The sequence below is a fragment of the Actinomyces graevenitzii C83 genome (genome assembly GCF_000239695.1).
Classification (GTDB): domain Bacteria; phylum Actinomycetota; class Actinomycetes; order Actinomycetales; family Actinomycetaceae; genus Actinomyces; species Actinomyces graevenitzii.
The window spans coordinates 251,739-273,452 of sequence record NZ_JH470339.1 but is presented as its reverse complement, the minus strand read 5'-3'; the positions used below and the strand labels follow the sequence as shown (position 1 = coordinate 273,452).

The following is a 21,714-nucleotide window of genomic DNA, read 5'->3' as shown; positions in this document are numbered from 1 at the left end:
TCCTTTGCATGGTCAGGTTCTGGCTCTTTGGGCGCGCCAGCCCCTTGTAGGCCCGCCGGCCCTTTGAGCGACGGGCCCCGCTCCTAGCGTTTAGGCGGGGGCCTGCCCTGCAAGTAGGGCCACAAACTGTTCCTCATCCAAAACCGGCACCCCTAGCGAGATAGCTTTACGCTCTTTAGAGCCAGCCTTTTCCCCTGCCACCAGGTAATCGGTCTTCTTAGAAACACTACCGGCAGCCTTGCCACCCCTAGCTACAATCGCCGCCTGGGCTTGGGAGCGGGTAAAGCCAGAGAGCGTGCCAGTGACCACCAAGGTAAGCCCGGCCAGAGTCTGTTCCAGCTCTTGCGTCTCAGCGCCGGTGCCTTCCCCGTCAGCGTCGCTAGCGACGTCGTCGCCACCAGAGCCGCCCACAGCAGCGCCCGCAGAGCCTGGCGCCCCTTCAGCGTCGTCCATACGCACCCCGGCGTCTTGCCAGGCCTGCAAAATTTCGCGGTGCCAGTCCACTTCAAGCCAGCTCAGCCAAGCCTGGGCAATGGTCTCGCCCACCCCCTCAACTGCAGCTAGCTCCTCTAGGGAAGCCTGGCGCAAAGCCTGCATGGAACCAAAGTGGGCAGCCCAAGCCTGCGCCGCCGTCGGCCCCACGTGCCGGATCGAAAGCGCCACCAAAACTCGCCACAGTGGGCGCTGCTTAGCCCCCTCAATCGCCTCCAGCATGGAGATAGCGTTTTTACGCGGCACCGAAGGCTTTTTGGCTGTGGGCTTGGTGTAAAACACGGGCACCTGCTCGCTTACGCCGGTGCGCGCATTAATGCGGGTGGTGGTTACCTGCTCAAGATCTTCAATTTTTAAGTCAAATAGCTGGGCTTCATTGCTAAGCACCGGCGGGTGCTCGCTAGTGGATTGAGTCAGCGCCAGGGCTGACTCCTCCCCCAAGCCCTCAATGTCAAAGGCGCTGCGGCCAGCCAAATACACCAGGCGCTGGGTCAGCTGCGCTGGGCATGAGCGCTGGTTGGGGCAACGCAGATCCACATCGCCCTCCTTCATGGGCGCCAAGGCGGTGCCACAAGAAGGGCAGTTGGCGGGCATAACAAAGGGGTAGGCATCCTCGGGGCGCAGCGACAATACCGGCCCTAAAACCTCAGGAATCACGTCCCCGGCTTTACGCAGCACCACCGTGTCGCCGATCCACACGCCTTTACGGGCCACTTCACTGGCGTTGTGCAAAGTAGCGCGGGCTACCGTGGAGCCAGCTACCGCCACCGGCTCCATCACTGCAAAGGGGGTAACGCGCCCAGTGCGTCCCACCTGCACGTCAATATCTAGCAGCTTGGTGTGTACTTCCTGGGGCGGGTACTTGTAGGCCACCGCCCAGCGTGGCACGCGGGCAGTAAAGCCCAGCTCACGTTGACGCTGGACATCGTCTAGTTTGAACACAATGCCGTCAATGTCGTGTACCAGCTGATCGCGGCGCTTGGCGTAGGTGGCAATATATTCTTCGCGTTGTTTGCGCCCCACTACCACCTGCGTATAGCTAGACACTGGCAAGCCCCAAGAACGCATTAGCTCATACCATTCACGCTGAGTTTGCGGCAGTTCTTGGGCCTCATCTTGCACCTCAACCGCCCCAAAACCGTGTACCACCATAGCTAGTGGGCGCGAGGCGGTCACTGCCGGGTTTTTTTGGCGCAGCGAGCCGGCAGCGGCGTTGCGCGGGTTAGCGAAAATCTGCAGCAGCGGCTCAGTTTTACGTCCCTGCTCACGCGCTTGTAGATTGCGCTGCTCGCGGCGCTGATTTTCTTCCTGGCGCTCACGGTTAAAGCGAGCAAAAGCTTCGCTTGGGAAATACACCTCACCGCGCACCTCAATGCGTTTGGGGTGATTGGCGCCGGCTAGCACTAGCGGAATTGAGGCGATAGTGCGGGCATTGGCAGTGATGTCTTCACCCACACGCCCATCTCCGCGCGTGGCAGCCTGGGTTAAGACACCGTCTAGGTAGGTTAGTGAGATGGCCAGGCCGTCAACCTTAACCTCGGCGGTCATGGGTAGCTCATCGGTTGGGTCTATGCGCGCACACCACTGAGCTAGCTCCTCCAAGCTAAAAACGTCTTGCAGCGAGTACATGCGTTCAGCGTGAGTGATCGGGGCAAACTGATTGGCGCCTTGGCCACCTACATGCTGAGTTGGCGAGGAGGGTAGGGCCAGCGCTGGGTAGGTGTCTTCGAGTTCTTCTAGCTCGCGGTAAAGGCGGTCATATTCCTGATCGCTGAGCGAGCTTTGGGCATCTACGGCGTCGTAGTAATCGTGGCGGGCGCGGTCGATGGTGCGTACCAGCTGCCCCCAACGCTCGCGTGCGGATGCGGGAATTTGGCTTACTGCCTGCGGGCTAGTCATGGCTCAATCATCGCAGAAATCGAACCTGCTCGCGATCTTTCCCCAGCACTAGATCATATTTGATTATGTTGTGTTATGCTTGAAATATGGCAACGCTGCTTAATGATGCTTATTCACTGCCTACAGTCACCGACGCTGAGCTGCATATAGCAGTCGTGCACGGCCCTCATGCCGGCATGGTTCTGCCCGCGAGCGCCGCTAGCCTGGGCCGCGCCGATTTACCTGATGACCAGTTTGTTTCCTGGCAGCATTTGCGTCTGCGCCAGCTACGTGGGGCCCTGCGGGTGCGTGATGTGGGCTCAGTTAATGGGCTCTGGTTGCGCTGTGGTCATTGTTTTTGGCGACGACGCCGCCGCCTGGTGTGGTATCCGCGCGCCCGGATTCGTATTGGTACTACCGTGTTGCAGCTGCGGCGCCTGCCGCGCCAGTTACAGGTGCCCCAACCTCATGCTGGCGGGTTGTTATTGCAAAGCCTGTATGTGCTCTTGCCGCTGGTGGCTATGGCCGGGTTTTTGTTAACTGATCAAGGCTGGTCAATGATGCTATTTAGCGCCCCCATGCTGGGGCTAATGATGCTGCGCAGCTATCCAGCCGGGCGGGGCGCAGCCCCTGGGCGTCTACCCGATCCGGCTACTTTGGCGCTGGCCTGCGCCATGGTTGGTGAGCATAAACCTAATACGAAAAGCTGTTTGCGGGCTTGGCCGGGCAGGCACCGCTTTCACGCCACCCAGATTCGCCCCGACGAACGCATTACTATTACCGGGGCTAATGCACAGGTGGCGGGGCGTTGGCTGTGTGCACAGCTGTTAGCCACTAGTCAGGCGCAGGTGCAGCCGGTTGATGGAGGGGCCCACCTGGTTTGGGATGAGGGGAAAAACCAGGCTTGGCTGATGTGGGCCACCGCCAAACCGGCCACCCGCTGTATTCGCGCCCCTAGGCGCGTAGCTGAGATTTCTGATTCGTGGTGGCATCAGATTTTTGCCCCCACCACCTTGTCGGCCAGTCAAGAGCGCCAAGGCCCGGCTTGTATTGCACTGGCTTCACTTTTGGATTTAGAAGCTGGCCCAACTTTTGCCAGTCAGCTTCAAGATCCCCAATCAGCCGCTGGCTCTGCCCAGAGCGACCCCAGCGAGTTAAGCCCCACCCAGCTGCGCGCCTGCTTGGGGGTGGGCGCAGCTGGCCAAGCTTGGGTGGATTTGGTGACTGACGGGCCCCACGCCCTGGTGGTGGGCACTACCGGGGCCGGTAAATCAGAGCTGCTAACCAGTTGGTTAGTGCAGTTAGCTTGGAGTCAGCCACCTGAAGCTTTGCAACTAATTTTGGTTGACTACAAGGGCGGCACCTGCCTGGGGCCGCTAAAGCGCCTGCCACACTGTGTTGATCTACTAACTGATTTAGAGCCTGCCGCCACCACCCGGGCTATTGAGGCCATTAGTGCCCAGCTGCGCCGTCGTGAACAAATTTTGCGCAAAAGCAACTGTAAAGACATAACCGAATATGAGCAGCTACGCCATCACCAGCCCAGCTTGACGCCACTGGCCCGGATGCTGGTAGTGGTGGATGAGTTCGCCACCCTGGCGGCCACCCAAGAAGAGCTACTTGAGCACCTGCTGCGCCTGGCCGCGCAGGGACGCAGTTTAGGGATGCACCTGATTTTAGCCACCCAACACCCACATGGGGCGCTGAGCACCTCAATTACCGCCAATGCGGCGCTACGAGTGTGCCTGCGGATGCTTGACGCCAGCGAAGGCGCCCCCCTGCTAGGCCACGGTGACCTGCCAGATTTGCCGCGAGCACCCGGGTTTTTATGTCTCAGCACCCAGCGCGGACATTTTCGCTGCCCCTACGCCGGCACCGCCCAGGAAAGCGCTGTGTGGATTGATGCTTGCGTTAAAGCCGCCCAGGCCCTGCCACCTTGTCAGTCACCCTGGCTAGCGCCGCCCCCAGCTAACCTCACTTTTACCCAAGCCCAACAGTTACTGGCTGCTCACGGCGCCCCGGCGCCAGCTAAAGGACTAGCTACCAGCCTGGCTAGTAACCGCCAAAATTTGGCCCTGGCCCTATGCGACTTGCCCGAGCAGCTAGCTTATGGGGCCTTTAATTGGGACAGCACCACGCCACTGGGGATTTTTGGTACCAGTGCTTCAGGGCGCAGCGCTGCCCTGCGGCAACTGGCTAACTCGGCCAGCCAGGCCGGTCTGGTTACGCATGTGATTAGCGCTGATTTAAACCAGCTACCTTTGCCCAGTGCAGCTCTGGCTGGCTCGCAGCTAGACACTTTCCATCCTTGCGAAATTTTGCGGCTAACCCAGTTGGCTTTGGAGGGAAGACTACGTGATCAGCTGTTGCTAATTGATGATCTGGATTGCGTTGGCGAAGCGATAGACACTGTCTTGGGGCTGGGTGAAGGCCGAGACGTGCTGGAAAAGCTAGTTAATGCTTCACGTCGAGGCTTGTTTGCACTGGCTTTGGCTGGGGATTTAGCTAACGCTCCGATGCGTTGGTGTGCCAATATTTCCCAGCGCCTATACCTGGGGGTTTGCTCTGACGCCCTGGCCGATCAAGCCGGGCTTAAACGCAGTCAGCAGGCCCCTAATCAGGTGGGTGCAGGGGTGCTCACTTTGGCCTCACACTGGTGTCCTGCCCAGATTTTGCTGGCACCGGCTTTGCCCGCTAGCGGCGCAAATTTGCCTGCTAGCGTCGCAGATTTTCCCGCTAGTGCCTCAGATTTACCCGTTAACCCCTCAGACACGACGACGGCGCTCGCGGCTGCCCCAGTTGTGGCCTTGCCGGAAAATGTCTCCACCTGCCCACCCTGGGCGCTGGGTTTAGGCGGCGACCAAGCCCAGCCTTGGTGTCCCCAGCTGGCCCAAGGGCTATTAATCATTGGGCCCGCAGGTAGTGGCCGCAGCACCGCCCTGGCACGTATCTATGACATTTTGCAGGTAACTGATCCCACCCTGGCTCAGCGCGCAATTTTTATAGACAACCTAGACCAAGCCTGCCTAAGTGCCACTAACGCCGTCGAAACTGCCCTAGCTGCTGGCACCCCAGTCTTTGCCACTGCCCTAACCAGCCGGGCCGCCAATACTTACAGCGGGCCTCTAGCTCAGCTACGCAGTCTAAGCCCACTGTTACTACTTGCCCCTGGCCTGGGCGAAGGGACGCAATTAGCTAATGTGCGCCTAACGCGCTGGCTAGATCCTCACCGCCAGCACCTACCAGGCAGAGGGCTTGTCATAGCTAGCTCACAAATCACACCTGTACAAATCTGCCAAAATGCAAGCTCCATATTTGCAGACAAACCACAAGTGTAGGCTTTTCCACAAGTAAACCTCTTGAAATTTGCAAAAACTGCTCAAAAGTGCCCAAATGTGATTACTCCCACCGCGATTCGGTGCAGTTCTCAGGTAAAAAGTCTTGTCCTAGCGCTTATACCGTGTGAGAGTTGGACAGGCAAATCGAACGGGCGATCGGCGCTACGGCGGCGACGACCGTTCATCTATTTTTACCTGGCCTTAACGGCGGTATTAAGAAGGGAGAATGTCCATGGACTGGCGTGAGCGTGCAGCATGCCTGAACGCAGACCCGGAGTTGTTCTTCCCTGTGGGTAACACCGGTCCGGCAATCGCCCAAATCGCGGAAGCCAAGACTGTATGCCGCAGCTGTTCAGTTGTGGATGTGTGTTTGAAATGGGCTCTGGACAACGGTCAAGACGCTGGCGTCTGGGGTGGAATGAGTGAAGACGAACGGCGCTCCCTAAAACGTAGGGCTGCCCGTGCTCGTCGTTCTGCCTGACCGAAAATTTGTGGCCGTGCCAAATTGGTACGGCCACAAGTTTTTGGTGTAGCTATAGGTTTTTAGGCAGCTATAAGTTTTTGAGGTGCCCCGCTCAAAAGGCGGCGCCGCACACCGCCCTAAGGCGTCTAGGCTTAGTCCTAAAGTGCTCAGCTCTGCAGCGTCTAGCCCTGCCGTGCTTAGTCCTCTAGGCAGGCGTGGATAGTTACCACCGTGCCGCCCTGCGGGTTAGGCGACCAGTCAATAACGCCGTGCAACTCAGTGCGCACCAAGGTGGAGACAATCTGAGTACCCAGGCCGCTCATTACCTTGCCTTCGGCTACCCCTTCGCCGTCGTCGCTAACTAGTACCTTCAAAGCGGCCCCATCACGCTGGGCGGTAACCGTAACCGTACCATCACGTTTAGCCAAGCCATGCTCAACAGCGTTAGTAACCAGCTCCGCCAGCACCGTCACCAGGGCTTGGGCGGCGTCGCCATCGACCATGCCAAACCTGCCCTCCAGCTGGACACTTACCTTATGGTCACTTTCAGCCACCAGTGCGGCCTGGCGCAAAACCTGGCCGAAAACCTCATCAAAATCAACGATTTCATCAATGTTTTGACTCAGCGCATCATGCACGGTGGCGATGGTAGCCACGCGCCGCTCCGCTTCACGCAAGGCTTCCTGGGCTTCAGGCTGCTTAGCACGCCGCGCCTGCATGCGCAGCAATGCTGAGACAGTTTGTAGATTGTTTTTAACGCGGTGGTGAATTTCGCGAATGGTAGCGTCCTTGCTCAGCAGCGCCTGTTCTCGACGACGCAGCTCGGTAATGTCACGTACCAGCAGCAATCCCCCAGCCCGCTGGCCAGCGTCTAGCAGCGGCACAGAGCGCACCGCCAAGAACACGCCACCTAGCTCCAGCTCAGTTAGCCAAGCCTGGCGTCCCATAAGCACTAGCGACATAGTCTCATCCACGTGGCTATGGGGAGGAATCAGGTTAGTTACCTGCTCAAGTAGCTGTACTTTATCCAGGCTTCCCTTAATACCTAACCGGTGAAAACAGGTGGTTGCGTTAGGTGAGGCGTAGGTAACATTCCCCTCAACACTGAGGCAGATCATACCGTCAGTTACACGCGGCATCCCGTGGCGTACGCTGGTGCCCGCCCCGGACACGGGAAAATCTCCCTGAGAAATCATCTGGCACAGGCGGTTAGCCGCTTGCAGCTGGCCATCGTCAATCAGGCGCCCACCGCTAAGCAGCCCCACGGTGGATTCACGGGTTAGCACTGCAATGGCTCGTCCACCGCGCACCACCGGAATGAATTCTTCTTTAACCGCTACCGTGCCGTTCCAAACACTGTCTTTAGCGATCTTTACCTGACAGGAAGCCAGCGCCTCCAGGGCCAGTGCTTCACGCACTGCCGGCATACGTAGGCCGATTACGTCGTCGGGATGCACAGTGGGGTTGTTGGAGGGACGGCACTGATCCATAGCCATCAGCCGCCCGTTCTTGTTACGCACCCACAGCACCAGGTCTGCCATCGATAGGTCAGCTACCAGCTGCCAGTCCCCCACAAGTTGATGCAGCCAGTCCAGGTCAGCTGGGGCAAACTCAACTTTATCTCGTAGCGCTGCGGGGAGAGTCGTCATGACTCCAGCCTAGCGCGCATGGCAGGCTTATCTCATGCGTACATCAGTAAAAATTAATTATCCGGCTCCTTGTGAACAGATTTTGTCGATGTTTAATGACCCTGACTACCAACTAATCCGTTTCGGTAAGGCCCCGCTAGAAAATTTGCACGCTAGTGCCCTGCCCACCAGCACCGACGCCGCCGGTAAAACCTGGCAGGGTACGCTCACCAAGGCCGCCGTGAGCCCCCGCGTTATTCCTGCCAACGCCAGCCGTTTTATAAAGGGTGAGGTAAACCTAGCGCTGGCCCAACGTTGGTGCACCCAGCCTCAGGCCGACTCAAGCTACCAGGGCCAAATTGCCACCCAGATCAGCGGGGTGCCGCTCAAGCTAAGCGGCCAGGGCACCCTAGCCCCCACTGCCTCGGGATGCGAGCTAAATGTGGATATTGATGCGACTTTGGCGATCCCGCTTTTTGGTGAGCGCATCTTACGTAGCGCCCTGAAGTTCTCCGACGACGCCGTCGCCTATGAGCTGGCATGCGCCGCTAAGTACCTGGCCGCTCGCAGCGCCAACTAGGCGCACCCAAACTGCCTGCCCGGCCGCAGCCCTAGCGAGGCCACCTGCCGGGCACAAAGTCCATTGCGCCGCAAGCAATAGCTATGCCGGCTAGCGGCGCAGCATGTAAAGATATTGCACATGAGCGAGCTACACCCTGAACTTGTCCCTGCTAACCTACCCGCCGCCGGGGTTTGGGCTAAGCGCCTAGGCACCCGCCACTACCTGGCCGGAAACGAGGCCGGCGTAAGCGTTGAGATTGGCGGCGAAGGTAACTTCACCCCCGGTGAGCTGATGAAAATCGCCCTGCTCACCTGCCAGACCCTTTCAGCTGACCACCGTATCGCCCGCGAACTGGGTGAAAACGGCCAGCTGACCGCCGTGGCCGCCACCGTCAAAAACGAGGCTGAAGAGCGCTATGAATCCTTCACCGTTGACATTGACGCAGCCCTAGCCGGCCTAGATGAAGACCAGCTGGCCAAGCTACGCGAACGCGTGGATGTAGCCATTGACCGTTACTGCACGGTAGGCCACACGGTAGAGCACGGTGCCCACGTAACCACCCGCCTTAACGGCACCCCTATCGCCTAATTAACCACTAACTGAAGGGAGCGGGGGCTTGTCCCTAGAACCTAGCAAGTTTGAAACTGCACTAGATAAGGCCCTATCCATTCCGGCAGACCGGGTGGTTGTGCGCGCCGAGCGCATGCGGGCCCAAAACCCCCACGCCACCACTGAGGAACTGGTGGAATTGGCTGGGCGCGCCCTAGTGCGTGACGTTTCGCTATCTAGCGGGGCGGTAGGTACTGCCGCCGCTCTGCCTTCAGTTGGCACCATTGCGGCAGCGGGCCTAACCACGGCCCAAACTGCCGCATTTTTCGTGCAAGCCGCCTACTATGTGCTCACCGTAGCCCAGCTACAGGGCATTTCCGTAGTAGACCGCGAGCGCCGTCGTACCCTGCTACTCAGCGCCCTGCTGGGCAAGGAGGGCCAGGAAATTATTGAGGGCCAGCTAGGGATGCAGTCCCTGGTGTGGGTGGGGCAGCTGGTTAACACCCTGCCTATTTCCACGGTGCGTACGGTTAACGCCAAACTGGCTACTCGCGCCGCTAAGTATGCCGGGCGCAAGGTGTTGGGCGTGGCCGCTGGGCGCCTGGCTCCCCTGGGGATTGGCGCAGCTGTGGGCTGGTGGGGTGGACGTTCCCTGGCCCGGCAGGTGATTGAGTCCACCCAGGTGGCGATGCAGGATCATACTGCGGATCTAGTTTCCTCCCTCAAAGTTGTAGACCTGGACTTAGACGAAAGCAAGGTTATCGACCTATGAGCTACCCCTTTTTGGAAGCTATGGGACTGACCGCGCCTGAAGGCGTTGACGTGGCCTATGAGGAGCTTTTAGCTGAGGTACTCACCAGTGGCGCCCGTAAATCTGACCGCACCGGTACGGGCACGCTCAGTGTTTTTGGCCGCCAGTTGCGCTATGACCTAAGCAAGGGTTTTCCGCGTATTACCACCAAGTTTGTGGCTATGAAGGCGGTTAAGGGTGAGCTGCTGTGGTTTTTGCGTGGCGACACTAATGTGCGTTGGTTGCAAGAGCGCGGCATCACTATTTGGGATGAGTGGGCCGACGCCGCCGGTGAGCTGGGGCCGGTTTATGGGCACCAGTGGCGTAGCTGGCAGGGTGCTGACGGGGCCACCTATGACCAGATTGCGCAGCTAGTTGCGGATTTGCGGGCTAACCCTGATTCGCGCCGGATGATTGTTTCGGCCTGGAATGTGGGGGCTTTGCAGGATATGGCGCTGGCGCCTTGTCATGCTTTCTTCCAGTGCTATGTGGCCGATAGCAAACTGTCTTTGCAGATTTATCAGCGCAGCGCCGACCTATTCTTAGGGGTGCCGTTCAATATTGCTTCTTATGCGCTGCTAGTGCATATGTTGGCGCAGCAAACCGGTTTGCAGCCCGGTGAGCTGGTGTGGACTGGCGGGGACTGCCACATTTATTTGAACCACTTGGAGCAGGTGCGCACGCAGCTTAGCCGGGTGCCGCAGGCTTATAGCTTCCCCACTTTGCGTCTTAACCGGGCTGATTCGATTGACAGCTATCAGATGGATGACATTGATGCTTCTGAGGGCTACCGCCACCACCCCACGATTAAGGCTCCGGTAGCGGTGTGAGCGGTGTAGTTGCTGCCTCTGGCCGTGTTGGGGATGGCTTTGGCGCTGATTCTGCGGTGGTTGGCCCTGTAGCTGGCTCTGGGGCGACGGCGCCGGCTTTGTCTCCAGCTTTGGGGCGCGTGGGGCTGATTTGGGCCCAGTCTGACGACGGCGTGCTTGGGGTTGACGGCGACATGGCCTGGCGGGTGCCGGCTGATTTCAAGCATTTTCGGGCCGCCACCATGGGCTGCGGCGTGGTTATGGGTTCGCGCACCTGGCATTCGCTAGGTGGGGCCCTACCTGGACGTAACTGTGTGGTGCTTACCCGCCGGGGCGTGGCTGGGCCTACCTGCGCCTCCACCCTAGATGAAGCTTTGCAGTTGGCTGGCGCGGGCCTGGGCCCAGATCCACGTGAGGGCATTTACCGTACTTTCCCAAGGGTTTGGGTGGTAGGTGGAGCCCAGGTGTATCAGCTGGCTTTAGATAGCGACCTGGCTGATGTGCTGGTGATTAGCGAGCTGGAGCTAGACGCCCGCGCCAAGCTGGGACCATTGCATGGGCGCCAGTTAACCCTGGCTCCCCAAGTGGATTATTCACGTTTCCGTCTAGAAGCTAGCGCTAGCGATAGCCATTGGCGTCCGCTTAGTGGCGATGCCCGCTGGCGCGTAAAAACCTGGGTGCGTGCCTAAACCGCCCCCAAAAAGTCGTACCTAAAGCACCCCTAAAAGTAGTGGCCAGCGGGTTTAAACCGGCTGGCCACTAGCGTTTTAGTTGGCGCTTACTTGGTGCTTTCTTGTACTTGGCGCCTTCTTGCTCCTGACGCTTACTCAGCGTTTTCTTGCTGCTTGCGCCAGCGGATACCGGCGTCGATGAAGCCGTCAATGTCGCCGTCGAACACAGACTCAGGGTTACCCACCTCGTAGTTGGTGCGCAGGTCCTTAACCATCTGGTAGGGGTTGAGCACGTAGGAGCGCATCTGGTCACCCCAGGAGGCCTTAACGTCGCCAGCCAGTTCCTTCTTCTTGGCGTCTTCTTCCTGCTGCTTTAACAGCAACAGTCGCGACTGCAGCACGCGCATAGCGGCGGCGCGGTTTTGAATCTGGGACTTTTCATCCTGCATGGACACCACCAGGCCGGTGGGCAAGTGGGTGATGCGCACAGCCGAGTCAGTGGTGTTAACGCTCTGACCGCCCGGGCCTGAGGAACGGAAGACATCAATGCGGATGTCGGTTTCGGGAATTTCGATGTGGTCGGTGGATTCAATCAGAGGAATAACCTCAACCGCCGCAAATGAAGTCTGGCGCCTGCCCTGGTTATCGAAGGGGCTGATACGCACCAGGCGGTGGGTGCCGCCCTCAACCGAAAGCGTGCCGTAAGCGTAGGGGGCGTGTACCTCGAAGGTAACCGACTTTAGACCAGCTTCTTCAGCGTAGGAGGTGTCCAGCACTTTAACCGGGTATTCGTGGCGTTCAGCCCAACGCAAGTACATGCGTAGCAGCATCTGGGCGAAGTCTGCCGCATCCACACCGCCGGCGCCTGAACGGATAGTTACTACGGCGTCGCGCTGATCGTATTCGCCCGAAAGCAGGGTGCGGATTTCTAGGTCTGCCAGGTCTTTGGAGATAGCTTCCAGGTCAGCGCCGGCCTCGTCGAGGATAGCCTCGCGCTCGTCGCCTTCTTCTTCCTCAGCTAGCTCCACCATGGCTTGTAGGTCTTCAATGCGCTCGCCTAACTTCTCCACGCGGGCCAGTTCAGCCTGGGCGTGGGACAGGGCGCTGGTGACCACCTGGGCCGCCTCGGGGTCATCCCAAAGGTCTGGGGCGGCAGCTTTTTCGCTTAATTCGTCGATGCGTGCCCGCAGTGCTTGCGGGTCGGTTACTGCTGCGATGGAAGAGTAGGTGTGTTCTAGTCGCTCAATTTCAGCTGAAAAATCAATGGCCACTGCTTAAGTCTAACGGGTCGACAGGCAAATTGTCGGCCTAGATGGGCCGCAAGTGGCACACTTTGCTTATGCGCGTGTTGCACACTTCCGACTGGCACCTGGGCCGTTTCTTCCACGGCCATGATCTGCATGAGATCCACAGCGCTTTTTTGGATCACCTCATTGAGGTGGTTAAAGACCAAAAAATTGATTTGGTGGTGCTATCTGGGGATGTTTTTGACCGCGCGGTTGCCCCAACCCAGTCGGTAGCCCTGGCTGATGAGGCATTTAGGCGGCTAACTGAGCTGACCCGCGTGGTGTTAACTGCCGGCAACCACGACAGTGATATTCGTTTAGGCTTCAACGCTGAGCAGCTAAATGAGCGCCTAACTATTGGGGCCCGGATTGAAAATTGTGGGCGCGGCTATGACTTTCCCGACGCCAGTGGCCGGGTTGGTTTGCGGGTTTACCCCCTGCCTTATCTTGATCCCGACGCCGCCCGGGTCACTTTGCCGCCTCACTTGCGGCTTTTGGGTGAGCAAGTGTGGGCTGAGGGCGAGGAGCATCCGCAAAGTTGGCAGATGCTGGCGCGCTCCCATGAGGCGGCGGTGGGCGCAGCGCTGCGCCTGGTGCAGGCGGATTTGGCGGCGCATAAGCCGAAAACACCGGTGTTGGTGATGGCCCATGCTTTTGTGGTGGGCGGCCAAGCTAGCCAGTCTGAACGCGATATTCGCGTGGGTGGGGTTGATAGCGTGCCCAGCGCGCTTTTTACCCAAGTCCCGGGCCTGGCCTATGCAGCTTTAGGGCATTTGCACCGCCCCCAGGAGATAGCTTTAGGTGACTTAGACTCTGCCCGCCCACCGGCGCGACTGGTCTATAGCGGCTCACCTGTGCCCCTGTCTTTTGGGGAGGCTGAGTTTGAAAAGTCTTCTGTTATCGCTGAGTTTGACGGCGCCGGACTAGTTAGCTTGGAGCGGGTGGCTGTGCCCAGCTTCCAACCTATTGCCACTATTAGCGGCACTTTTGAGCAGCTAATGGGACCCGATTTTGATAACTACAGTGAGCATTGGCTGCGGGTACGCCTGGCTGGAGCGCGTCCACCGCAGGCTTTAGCTCAACTCAAGCAGCGTTTTAAGGGCTTGTGTGTGTTTGAGCAAACAGATTTGCCCCAGCAAATTGACTCCCCGCGCCTTAACCGCGACAACACGCTTTCCCCCTTGCAGTTAAGCCAAGGTTTTATGGATGAGATGGGTATTGAGTTAAATCCCTACCAGCTCCAGATTTTGCGTAGCAGCTATGAAAAAGTTGTTAAGGAGGCGCGCTGATGCGCATTTTGCGGCTAACCATGGATGCGGTGGGGCCATTTCCAGGCCACGAAGTTATTGATTTTGAGGCCTTTAGCGACGCCGGCCGCTTCCTACTCTCTGGCCCTACCGGAGCGGGTAAATCAACCATCATTGATGCGATTGTGTTTGCTCTTTACGGCAAGGTTTCTGGCGGCAGAGATTCTTCTGATAGTCGCATCCGTTCACGCTACGCCAATGAACAGGCCAAAACTGAGGTGGAGCTGATCTTTTCTACCTCCTCAGGCAACTATAAGGTGCGTCGCCAACCAGCCTATGAACGGGTTAAGAAAAACGGTAAAGGCGTCACTAAACAAAACGCTAAGGCATGGCTATTTAAGCTAGATGAGCAGCTACGGGAAGTAAGCGAACCACTTACTAAAACCAGCGACGTCGGCACTGAAATAACCCGCATTGTGGGCCTAAGCCGCGAGCAATTCACCCAAACCGTGGTTTTACCGCAAGGTAAGTTCGCCCAGTTTTTGCGTTCAACTTCAAAAGACCGCCAAGATCTGCTGCAAGAGCTATTTGGCACCGCCATTTTTGAAGATTTGCAGCTTGATCTAGTTGAGCGTGCCCGTAAGGTCAAAAAGAATCAGGAAGCTTTAGACGCCACCTTGCGCGCCAATTTGGGGGTGCTGGCCTCGCTGTTAGACGAGGCGCCCCAGTTAGACCCGGCGCGCTGCCTGGTCTACGAACCGGTGCCGGAAGTTGACTGCGAGTTTGACCCGCTAGAAACCGCTTGGGACAGCCGGTTTAAGCCGCTTACGCCCTGGCTGGAGCACAACCAGCGCTGCGCCAATTTGGAGGTGAGCGCGCTTAGAGGACAGGAAGATAAATTACGCAGCGAATTTGCATACCAGCGTGATTTGGCAGCCCGCCAAGAACGCTATTTGGCGCTTACTAAAGAGCATGAGCAGCTAGTGGCCCAGGGGCCTGCCCAGAGGCAGCGCCTAGCCCAGATTCAGGCTTTGCAGGCTCTATCTGACTTAAAGCCTTGGCATGAGCAGCTAAAACAGGCCCAAGCCCAGCAAGCTGTAGCGCAGCGCCAGCTAAGCCAGGCTCTGGAGCTTGAGCAGCTGGAGTCAGATGAGCGCGCGCAAGCTGTTTTACAGCCTTTAGATTACCGAGGTGCCCAGGCCTTAAGTGTGCAGCTAACCGCCCAGGTGGCAGCCCTAAGCCCACAGGTGGAGCTAGAGGCGGGGCTAGCCGGACGACGTCGTAATTTACAGACCAAAACCCAGGCCCACGAAAGCGCCAGTGCCAAACTAGCCCAGGGACGCGAACGCGAAAACCAGCTACCCACCCAGATTGCCTCCAAGCAGGAACTTTTGGAGCAGCTAAACGAGCAGGCCGCCACCTTGCCCGCTGCCCAGCTGGCCCAGGAGCAAGCCGCCCAGACCCTGAAACTAGCTAAAGCCCATGAGCAGCTAGTCGAAGACCAGCAGCAGGCACTTAAACTTCAGCAGCTTGTGGCGCTGGAGTTAAAGCAGGCTAGCCAGAGCCACAAGCACATGTTGGAGCAGTGGCTAAGCCAGTCGGCCCTGAACTTGGCACAAAATTTGGTTGCTGGTGAGCCTTGCCCAGTCTGCGGCGCCACCGAGCACCCTGCCCCGGCCACCCAGGGCGGCGAAAACATCAGCCAAGACCAGCTAGATCAGGCCCTTGAGGAAGTTAACGAGGTTCAAGGCCAGCTTTCGCAGGCTAGTGAAAAGGTAACGAAACTGGCCGCCCAGCTTGAGGCGCAGCCTTGCCAACTAAGCCCAGCCCAGGCTAGCGAGCAGTTACAGGAGGCTAAAGCAGCTCTGACGGCTGCCCAGCAGGCTAGTGAGCAGGCAAGCAGCTGTAAGGCGCAGATTGCCGAGCTAAATGCGCAGCTTGAGGCGCTGCGGGCAGATAATCAGACGGCCCAGGCTCGCCTGGCTGGTGACGCTAAAGAGATCCAGTTGTTGGGTGAAAAGATTGACGCCGATGCGGCTTCGCTAAGCTGTGAGGGATTTGAGAGTGTAGCCGCGAAGGTTGAGTATTTGAGTCAGTTGGCCGCCGCCCTTGAGCAGTTGGCTAACGCCGCCCAGGAGCTGGACCAATGTAAAAAGCGTGCGCAGCAGGCCGCTGACAGTTTCGCTGCGCAATGGGCCCATGCCAGTGAGAGCTTTGCTGAGCACAGTGCTAAACCGGCAGCGGCGGCAGAGTCAACCGCTACAGCCCCTGTCCCAGCAGAGCCAGCCCCGGCACAAGCGGCTACAGGCCCCGCCCCCGCAGAGTCAAGCCAAGACACCAGCGCCGCTAACGCCCAGGACGGCTATGCGCAGGCCTGCCAGGCTTTTGCCGGCCTAGATTTGACCGCTTTGAAGGCGGCTGCAGCCAGTTACGAAAAATCCTTATCGATTAACCAGGCGGCTTTAGATGAGCTTGCAGGAATTGAGCTGACCCCTCCCCCGCTGGAGCAAACCCAGGCCCAGCTAGAGCAGGCTCAAGCTAAGACACAAGCGTGCCAAACCTATGCCAGTACCTGGCAGGCTTTTGCTGGGCAGGTAAACGCGCAGCTAGCTAAGCTCAATAAGCTTCTGGCCCGCCGCAGCCAAGCTAGCGCTACAGATGCCCAGCTGTTGGCGTTGGCTAGCGCCGCCAATGGCGACAACCATGCTCGCTTGACACTGTCTGCTTGGGTATTGCAGGCCCATTTCCGCCAGGTGCTAGTGTTCGCTAATGAGCGCCTGGGGGTGATTGGGGCGGGCCGCTATGAGCTGATTAATGTTGATAGCGAGGAAGATACTCGCCAGCAAAAGCAGGGCTTAGGTCTGGCGGTGGTTGACCATTTAAGTGGCACTACGCGCTCGCCACGTACGCTTTCGGGGGGCGAAAGTTTCTATGTGTCTTTGGCTTTAGCCCTGGCTTTGGCTGATGTGGTGGCCACCCAAAATGGGGGCATCGAAATGAACACCCTGTTTATTGATGAGGGGTTTGGTTCCCTTGATGAGGGCACGCTGGCTGAGGTTATGGATGTGCTTGGCGCTTTGCATTCAGGCGGGCGCGTAGTGGGGATTGTTTCTCACGTCAGCGAGCTAAAGCGCGCTATCCCCGCCGCCATTGAGGTACGTCCTCTGCTTGGCGGTGGCTCTACCCTGCGCACGCGGGTTTAGGTGCGTGCCCTCGCCGCGTGCAAGTCTGGCGCGGCCCCAAGCTTGCACGCTAGTCTAGGGCCTGCGCGCAGTTTTAGGACCAGTTTTTAGCCAGAACCGCCACTTCGCACACGTCGAACCAGAGCAGATCGGCGTCAGCGCTGCGCTCGAAAGCTTCCTCGTCGCCTTCGGCAGCTAGTTTTACATCAGCGCTGGCTTGATCTTCATCTGCCAGCACTGCGGCCACGTCATCCCAAGGCACATCCACCAGCACCTGGACAGTGCCAGGTAGGGTTTCGTCGTCGACCTCTAATTCACGCAGGTTCTCGCGGTCCACGTCAGCAGCAATTACTACGCGACGGTAGCGTTTTTGCGCCTCATCTTGCTCAGAGATGGCAATTACTGAGGAGTCGGCTGCGCACAGGCAAGCCGACACTTCCAGGCCTTCCTCGTCTTCATCAGGTAGCGCCGCAGCCAGTGAGGCGGTGGCGGCGTGAGCCTGACGGGAGGTTATGGCCGGGGCGGAAAGGTCCGCCACTGTGGCAGGTAGATATACGCGCATAACGTTTAGTTTAACGGCCTAACCGAAACTAAAGCGCTAGCGCCTCGCCAAAGCTGGCTGGTTACACGCCGCCACCGCCTAAGCCCATATAAAGCTGCAGGGCTTTAGTCCACCAGCATCCTAAGCCCACAGGCCGCTTAAGCCAGCTGGGTCATCACTAGCTTGGCCAGTTTGGCAATGGATTTGGCGGCCGCGCTGCGGCTTTCCACCACTGCCACCGGCTGGGCTTGCATCAGGGCCTTATCGAATAGGCGATAGTCTGCCGGCACGTAGACAATGTCTGAAGCGCTGGTGTAGCGGGCAAGTACGCTGCCGATAGCACTGTTGGGGTCGGCCCCGGCAGTGCTTGAGCGTACTCGGTTAACCACCACTTGACTGCGTCCACCAACTGCTTGGCGGCTGGAGTTGAGCAGCTGGATTAGGCGTCTAATACCTACCGGGTCAGCCGCACCCACAATCAAAGTCAGGTCTGCCTGCTCAAGTAGGGCGGCGGCGACGGCGTCATGGTCGGGTTCCATGGCGAAGTCTTCTACCCGCTCTTCTTCCAGCCCACCGCTTAGGTCCACCACCGTGTATTCGGCGGTATGACGGCAAACTTCCCAGACCTTATTCATGGAGGCTACTGGCAGTTCACGCCAGCGCCCAGAGCGCCCCAGGCCGGTTAGTACCTGCAAGTCAGCTTTGGCGCTGAGCAGGGTTTGTACCAGGCGGGTGGAGTCAAGCTCGCCGTGGGTGGCTAGGCGCGCGGCGCTGGCCAGTCCAGAGGAGTCTTCAGGCAGTCCCAGCAGCTGTACCTGGGAGGGAGCATTGATATCGCAGTCAACCAAAATGGTGCTGCCCTGCTCGTTTAGGTAGGCAGCCAATGCCAGCGCCAAGGTGGAGCGTCCCGGAGCCCCGTGAGTACCCCAAACCGCAATAATTTTGCCGATTTGAGGCTTAGCAACAGCGTCAATTTCTTCGCGGTGTGAAGCTGGCGCAAAAGCACTTGTGGCCGGGCTTGAGGGGGTTCCGGCGGTGACCGGCCAGCCGAGCTTTACTTCAGGCTGCGCTGAGTGAGTGGTTGCAGCCGCGTTTAATGGGGCTGCATTATTGCGCGACGACGCCGCAGCTAAGGGGCCTGCAGCTGCGGCCGCCCCAGCCCCGGCCGCCCCAGCCCCAGCTGCGCTGGCTGCTGAAAAAGCAGCCCGCTTGGAGCGGCGCGTGGGGGCTCCTGTACCTCCAGCTGGGGTATTAGCGCCGCGCTGGCCATTGGGAGCATAAGCCCCCTGACCACCAGGCGTAGCGCCAGGCATCGCAGCGCCAGGAGCACCAGGCATAGCCGGTCCACCGGCCCCAGGCGCAGCACCCGGAACACCACCAGCGCCGGGCATAGCCGGGGTCATAGCAGCTACGCCCGGAGCTACAGCCGGAGGCGTGACCATAGCGGGAGCGGGCATACCGGTTACGCCAGCGCCAACAACTCCACCGCCGGCAATGGCGCCGGGCACACCGCGTACACCACCGGGTGCGCCACCAGGGACAGCACCAGGCACACCAGCTGGGCCAGCAACTACCGGGCCGCCTGCAACTACCGGGCCACCTGCACTAGGTGTGTTTGCGCCGGTTTTACGTGCCAAAAAGGCTCGTAAACCTTTACGACGCGGAGGCTGAGCAGCCCCATTATTAGCGCCAGGTGGATTTTGATAGCCGTTAATTTGTCCAGGAGCCAACAGAGTCTGTGCCGGCATAGGACCGCCAGGTGCCGCTGCTGAAGCCGCGAAAGGCGCTGAAGTCGCCGACCAGCCAGTGCCCGCAGCTGACATCGCCGACCAGGGCCCGCCGGCCGCTGAGGCCGCAGAGGGCATTGCAGCTGAGGCTGCTGAAGCATAAGGAGCAGCCGACGCCGCCGAGCCATAGGGTGCGGCAGAGGCAGCCGAGCCATAAGGCGCAGCTGAGGCTGCTGAAGCAAAGGAGGCGGCCGAGGCCAGCGGCCCAGCTGAAGCAGCAGACATGCCAGTGCCAGCCGAGAAACCAGAAGCTGCCAAATCTGAGCTAGCCGCGCCGCGCTGCTGCGGCGGAGCAAAAGGCGAGGTTTCTATCCCGCCGCCTGCCATCTGGCCCGCTTCACCTAAAGCTGCCATTCCAGTCTGGGGAGCCATTCCAACCTGGGGTGCCATTCCAGCTTGCGGCACCGCTCCGTTTGGGCCAGCCAGCCCAGTTTGAGCGCCTGCGGCAGGCCCAGCCGGCGCGGCGGGGCGGACCGCTTGGGAGCGACGCACACTGCGGCGCGTAACTGGTTGAACCGACTGCGGTAGCACGCGGGCAGCTAACGCCCCTTCAGGCAGTGGCGGCGAATCAACACTGGCCTGCTCACCTGAAACAGGCGAGTTGACAGCGTCTACATTCAAGTCACTTAGCTGCGCCTGCCCGGCCTGCGCAACGCTGGTCTGAGCTCCCGCAGCGCTAGCTTCAGCTCCCGCAGCGCTAGCTTGAGCCTCACCGCCTTGCCCCTGACCAGCTGTAGTGAAGTAGCTGGCCGCGCTGCCTTGGCTTGGAGTAGCCGGGCTGGCGGCATGGCTAGCACGGCGGGCCCGACGGCGCCCCATGCGGGTGGTTGGCTGCGCAGCGGTGATATCCGCCGGGCTTTGCGAAGCAGCCGTAGATTCTGCGGCCGAAAAAGCTGAACTAGCCGAAAACAAGTCAGAGCTTGCCGCCGAAGACTCAGCCTGCGCCACAGGCAAATCGACGCTTGCCGGCGCCGCAAAGCTTGGAGCCGGCGGCAACGGCAATGCCAAAGCCGGATCAAGCTGCCCACTAGGTGTCGGAAGCTCAGCTGCCCCGGTAAACGCCGTTTGTTCTGGCGCAAGTGGCGGGGGCGGCAACTGCCCTGGCGGCGCGGGAGGCGGGCTTGAGGCTGAAGCCTGACTTTGCGCGACAGCGTCGAACAAAGGAGAACTGGCCCCATCCGTCGTCGTCGGTAAGGGGACATCTAAAGGATTAAAAGCCGCAGGACGCGGAGCAGACAGGCCCAAGGCGCCGTCGTCAACTGCCGTAGGTGAAAGCCCAAACAGCTCATCACCCAAACTGGCGGCAGCAGTGGGCTGGGGCGAAACCGTGCCGGCAACTAAAACCCGTGAAATTTCAGCAACCACGCGCTGAGGCGAACCTGGCCAGGGAGCCACCCAAGCACCCAAATCATGCCAGCGCACCCCGTCATTGCGGGTCAACACAATCGCGGGCACACCATAAGAATTCAAAGTGGCGATAACCGTGCGGTCTAGACCGTCAAGCTGCTCATCAATAATGGCCAGCTGCCCTAGTCCCACGGCGGCGTCGGCCAAAAGCTCACTTATATCCGCACAGCGGCGTGAAACATACAGGTCACGCTCAGCGTCAATTTGTCGTAACAGTGTGGAATCGTCATCCCACAGAGCTAGTAATACGGCTGTTCTCATTGCTCAGACCCCGTGTTCACCAGCACCAAGCCGGCACCGGAGCCGACTGCGGTGAGCACGGGCTCAACTTGTTCGGCCGGTACCAGCACGCGCACGCTGGTGCTTTTATCTGCGACGATGGCGTTTTGATCGCCTCCGATTGCGTCCACTATCAGTCCTTGGGCCACGCGCCTAGCCCCATTGGTGCTAGCTGCTTTAGTTGCCGACGGCGTGGGTGCTACAGCCGCTACGTTTCTAGAAGGCAACTGCCACAGCTCCACGGTATCGCCAACCCGGATGCTATTTAAAAGCTGGCCACTGCTTTGCACCACAATTGAGCGCATATTCAATTTGCTTTGCTGGCTGGTGGCATCGGCTGGCAATAACTCTCCTGAGTGTAATGAACGTTGCGCATATGTGTCAGCTTTAAGTTGCTTTTGTTGCACATAAGCGCTACTTGCACTCCCAAGATTCACTGAGACTAATTTCAGGTTTTTTCCAGCTTTTAGAGCAGTTCCTGGGGCTACATCCTGACTCAAAGCCCATACTTGCTGCGTGCTAGTGGCTCTATCGATTAGTACGGAACCAGCTACCATAGACACGATGACCAGCACTATTCCAATAAAAAGCCTAGGATCACGCCAAGTTGGGCGCCTCCAACGCCAAGCGTCAATGCTCGCAGCAGCATCACTTTGATGCTGTCGAGCCTCATATCTATTTGGTTGATTCAATTCAGACATATGCGCACCCCTTGGTAAAAATCCCCAGGTCGTCCAGCTAACTGCCTATCCTAAGAGAAATTCTGAGCAGCCACGAAGTTTTCACAATCTCACCTAGCCAGTTT

Annotated in this window: 15 protein-coding genes; 9 read left to right on the top strand and 6 right to left on the bottom strand. The window is 58.9% G+C overall.

The genetic code is table 11. The features are described from left to right. Positions 1-90 precede the first annotated feature (90 nt). The gene (gene ligA / locus HMPREF0045_RS08865; protein WP_005987608.1) at positions 91-2,391 is read right to left on the bottom strand and encodes an NAD-dependent DNA ligase LigA; all 2,301 of its coding nucleotides are present in this window, start codon (positions 2,389-2,391) and stop codon (positions 91-93) included. An 86-nt stretch (positions 2,392-2,477) separates the two neighbouring features. On the opposite strand from ligA, the gene HMPREF0045_RS08860 reads away from it, so the two are divergent. Together HMPREF0045_RS08860 and HMPREF0045_RS08855 are read left to right on the top strand one after the other, a co-directional pair. Further along, the gene (locus tag HMPREF0045_RS08860) at positions 2,478-5,708 is read left to right on the top strand and encodes an FHA domain-containing protein (protein WP_005987606.1); all 3,231 of its coding nucleotides are present in this window, start codon (positions 2,478-2,480) and stop codon (positions 5,706-5,708) included. A gap of 232 nt (positions 5,709-5,940) precedes the next feature. Continuing rightward, a complete protein-coding gene (locus HMPREF0045_RS08855) occupies positions 5,941-6,189 on the top strand; it encodes a WhiB family transcriptional regulator (protein ID WP_021603938.1) in 249 nt (82 codons plus the stop codon). A gap of 179 nt (positions 6,190-6,368) precedes the next feature. On the opposite strand, the gene HMPREF0045_RS08850 is transcribed toward HMPREF0045_RS08855, so the two are convergent. After that, positions 6,369-7,820, bottom strand: a complete 1,452-nt coding sequence (locus HMPREF0045_RS08850; RefSeq protein ID WP_005987602.1) for a sensor histidine kinase — start codon at positions 7,818-7,820, stop codon at positions 6,369-6,371. A gap of 34 nt (positions 7,821-7,854) precedes the next feature. Here HMPREF0045_RS08850 and HMPREF0045_RS08845 point away from each other — a divergent pair, with 34 nt between their 5' ends. The 5 genes from HMPREF0045_RS08845 (at position 7,855) to HMPREF0045_RS08825 (ending at position 11,198) form a co-directional block, all read left to right on the top strand. Further along, positions 7,855-8,379, top strand: coding sequence for a DUF2505 domain-containing protein (locus HMPREF0045_RS08845; protein WP_005987600.1), 525 nt, complete (start codon positions 7,855-7,857; stop codon positions 8,377-8,379). A 120-nt stretch (positions 8,380-8,499) separates the two neighbouring features. After that, complete coding sequence (locus HMPREF0045_RS08840) at positions 8,500-8,949, top strand: OsmC family protein (RefSeq protein WP_005987598.1); 450 nt, start codon at positions 8,500-8,502, stop codon at positions 8,947-8,949. A gap of 28 nt (positions 8,950-8,977) precedes the next feature. Further along, on the top strand, positions 8,978-9,682 hold the full coding sequence (locus tag HMPREF0045_RS08835; RefSeq protein WP_005987595.1) for a hypothetical protein: 705 nt from the start codon (positions 8,978-8,980) through the stop codon (positions 9,680-9,682). Next, complete coding sequence (locus HMPREF0045_RS08830) at positions 9,679-10,530, top strand: thymidylate synthase (protein WP_005987593.1); 852 nt, start codon at positions 9,679-9,681, stop codon at positions 10,528-10,530. The genes HMPREF0045_RS08835 and HMPREF0045_RS08830 overlap by 4 nt, the downstream gene beginning before the upstream one ends. Beyond that, positions 10,527-11,198: a dihydrofolate reductase gene (locus tag HMPREF0045_RS08825; RefSeq protein WP_005987591.1), complete on the top strand. Its 672-nt coding sequence runs from the start codon at positions 10,527-10,529 to the stop codon at positions 11,196-11,198. Before HMPREF0045_RS08830 ends, HMPREF0045_RS08825 begins: the two co-directional genes overlap by 4 nt. A 134-nt stretch (positions 11,199-11,332) precedes the next feature. Here the strand turns inward: HMPREF0045_RS08825 and prfB are convergent, their stop codons facing one another. Then, complete coding sequence (gene prfB / locus HMPREF0045_RS08820) at positions 11,333-12,451, bottom strand: peptide chain release factor 2 (protein ID WP_005987589.1); 1,119 nt, start codon at positions 12,449-12,451, stop codon at positions 11,333-11,335. Positions 12,452-12,519: 68 nt separating this feature from the next. On the opposite strand from prfB, the gene HMPREF0045_RS08815 reads away from it, so the two are divergent. Then, positions 12,520-13,755, top strand: a complete 1,236-nt coding sequence (locus HMPREF0045_RS08815; RefSeq protein WP_040316339.1) for a metallophosphoesterase family protein — start codon at positions 12,520-12,522, stop codon at positions 13,753-13,755. After that, complete coding sequence (locus HMPREF0045_RS08810; protein WP_005987585.1) at positions 13,755-16,916, top strand: AAA family ATPase; 3,162 nt, start codon at positions 13,755-13,757, stop codon at positions 16,914-16,916. The genes HMPREF0045_RS08815 and HMPREF0045_RS08810 overlap by 1 nt, the downstream gene beginning before the upstream one ends. Positions 16,917-16,989: 73 nt before the next feature. Here the strand turns inward: HMPREF0045_RS08810 and HMPREF0045_RS08805 are convergent, their stop codons facing one another. The 3 genes from HMPREF0045_RS08805 to HMPREF0045_RS10595 form a co-directional block, all read right to left on the bottom strand. Next, complete coding sequence (locus HMPREF0045_RS08805; RefSeq protein WP_005987583.1) at positions 16,990-17,457, bottom strand: DUF6912 family protein; 468 nt, start codon at positions 17,455-17,457, stop codon at positions 16,990-16,992. Between the two features lie 137 nt (positions 17,458-17,594). After that, positions 17,595-20,891 (bottom strand): AAA family ATPase, encoded by a 3,297-nt coding sequence (locus HMPREF0045_RS09830; protein WP_005987581.1) that lies wholly within the window; start codon positions 20,889-20,891, stop codon positions 17,595-17,597. Then, positions 20,888-21,610, bottom strand: a complete 723-nt coding sequence (locus tag HMPREF0045_RS10595) for a hypothetical protein (RefSeq protein ID WP_005987578.1) — start codon at positions 21,608-21,610, stop codon at positions 20,888-20,890. The genes HMPREF0045_RS09830 and HMPREF0045_RS10595 overlap by 4 nt, the downstream gene beginning before the upstream one ends. Between the last annotated feature and the right edge of the window lie 104 nt (positions 21,611-21,714).

Excerpts from the sequence above, each read along its gene's own strand:
- HMPREF0045_RS08840 (WP_005987598.1), top strand. The coding sequence starts at position 8,500 with ATGAGCGAGCTACACCCTGAACTTGTCCCTGCTAACCTACCCGCCGCC.
- ligA (WP_005987608.1), bottom strand. The coding sequence starts at position 2,391 with ATGACTAGCCCGCAGGCAGTAAGCCAAATTCCCGCATCCGCACGCGAG.
- HMPREF0045_RS08815 (WP_040316339.1), top strand. The coding sequence starts at position 12,520 with ATGCGCGTGTTGCACACTTCCGACTGGCACCTGGGCCGTTTCTTCCAC.
- HMPREF0045_RS09830 (WP_005987581.1), bottom strand. The coding sequence starts at position 20,891 with ATGAGAACAGCCGTATTACTAGCTCTGTGGGATGACGATTCCACACTG.
- HMPREF0045_RS08845 (WP_005987600.1), top strand. The coding sequence starts at position 7,855 with ATGCGTACATCAGTAAAAATTAATTATCCGGCTCCTTGTGAACAGATT.
- HMPREF0045_RS08830 (WP_005987593.1), top strand. The coding sequence starts at position 9,679 with ATGAGCTACCCCTTTTTGGAAGCTATGGGACTGACCGCGCCTGAAGGC.
- HMPREF0045_RS08855 (WP_021603938.1), top strand. The coding sequence starts at position 5,941 with ATGGACTGGCGTGAGCGTGCAGCATGCCTGAACGCAGACCCGGAGTTG.
- HMPREF0045_RS08805 (WP_005987583.1), bottom strand. The coding sequence starts at position 17,457 with ATGCGCGTATATCTACCTGCCACAGTGGCGGACCTTTCCGCCCCGGCC.
- HMPREF0045_RS10595 (WP_005987578.1), bottom strand. The coding sequence starts at position 21,610 with ATGTCTGAATTGAATCAACCAAATAGATATGAGGCTCGACAGCATCAA.
- HMPREF0045_RS08850 (WP_005987602.1), bottom strand. The coding sequence starts at position 7,820 with ATGACGACTCTCCCCGCAGCGCTACGAGATAAAGTTGAGTTTGCCCCA.
- HMPREF0045_RS08860 (WP_005987606.1), top strand. The coding sequence starts at position 2,478 with ATGGCAACGCTGCTTAATGATGCTTATTCACTGCCTACAGTCACCGAC.
- HMPREF0045_RS08810 (WP_005987585.1), top strand. The coding sequence starts at position 13,755 with ATGCGCATTTTGCGGCTAACCATGGATGCGGTGGGGCCATTTCCAGGC.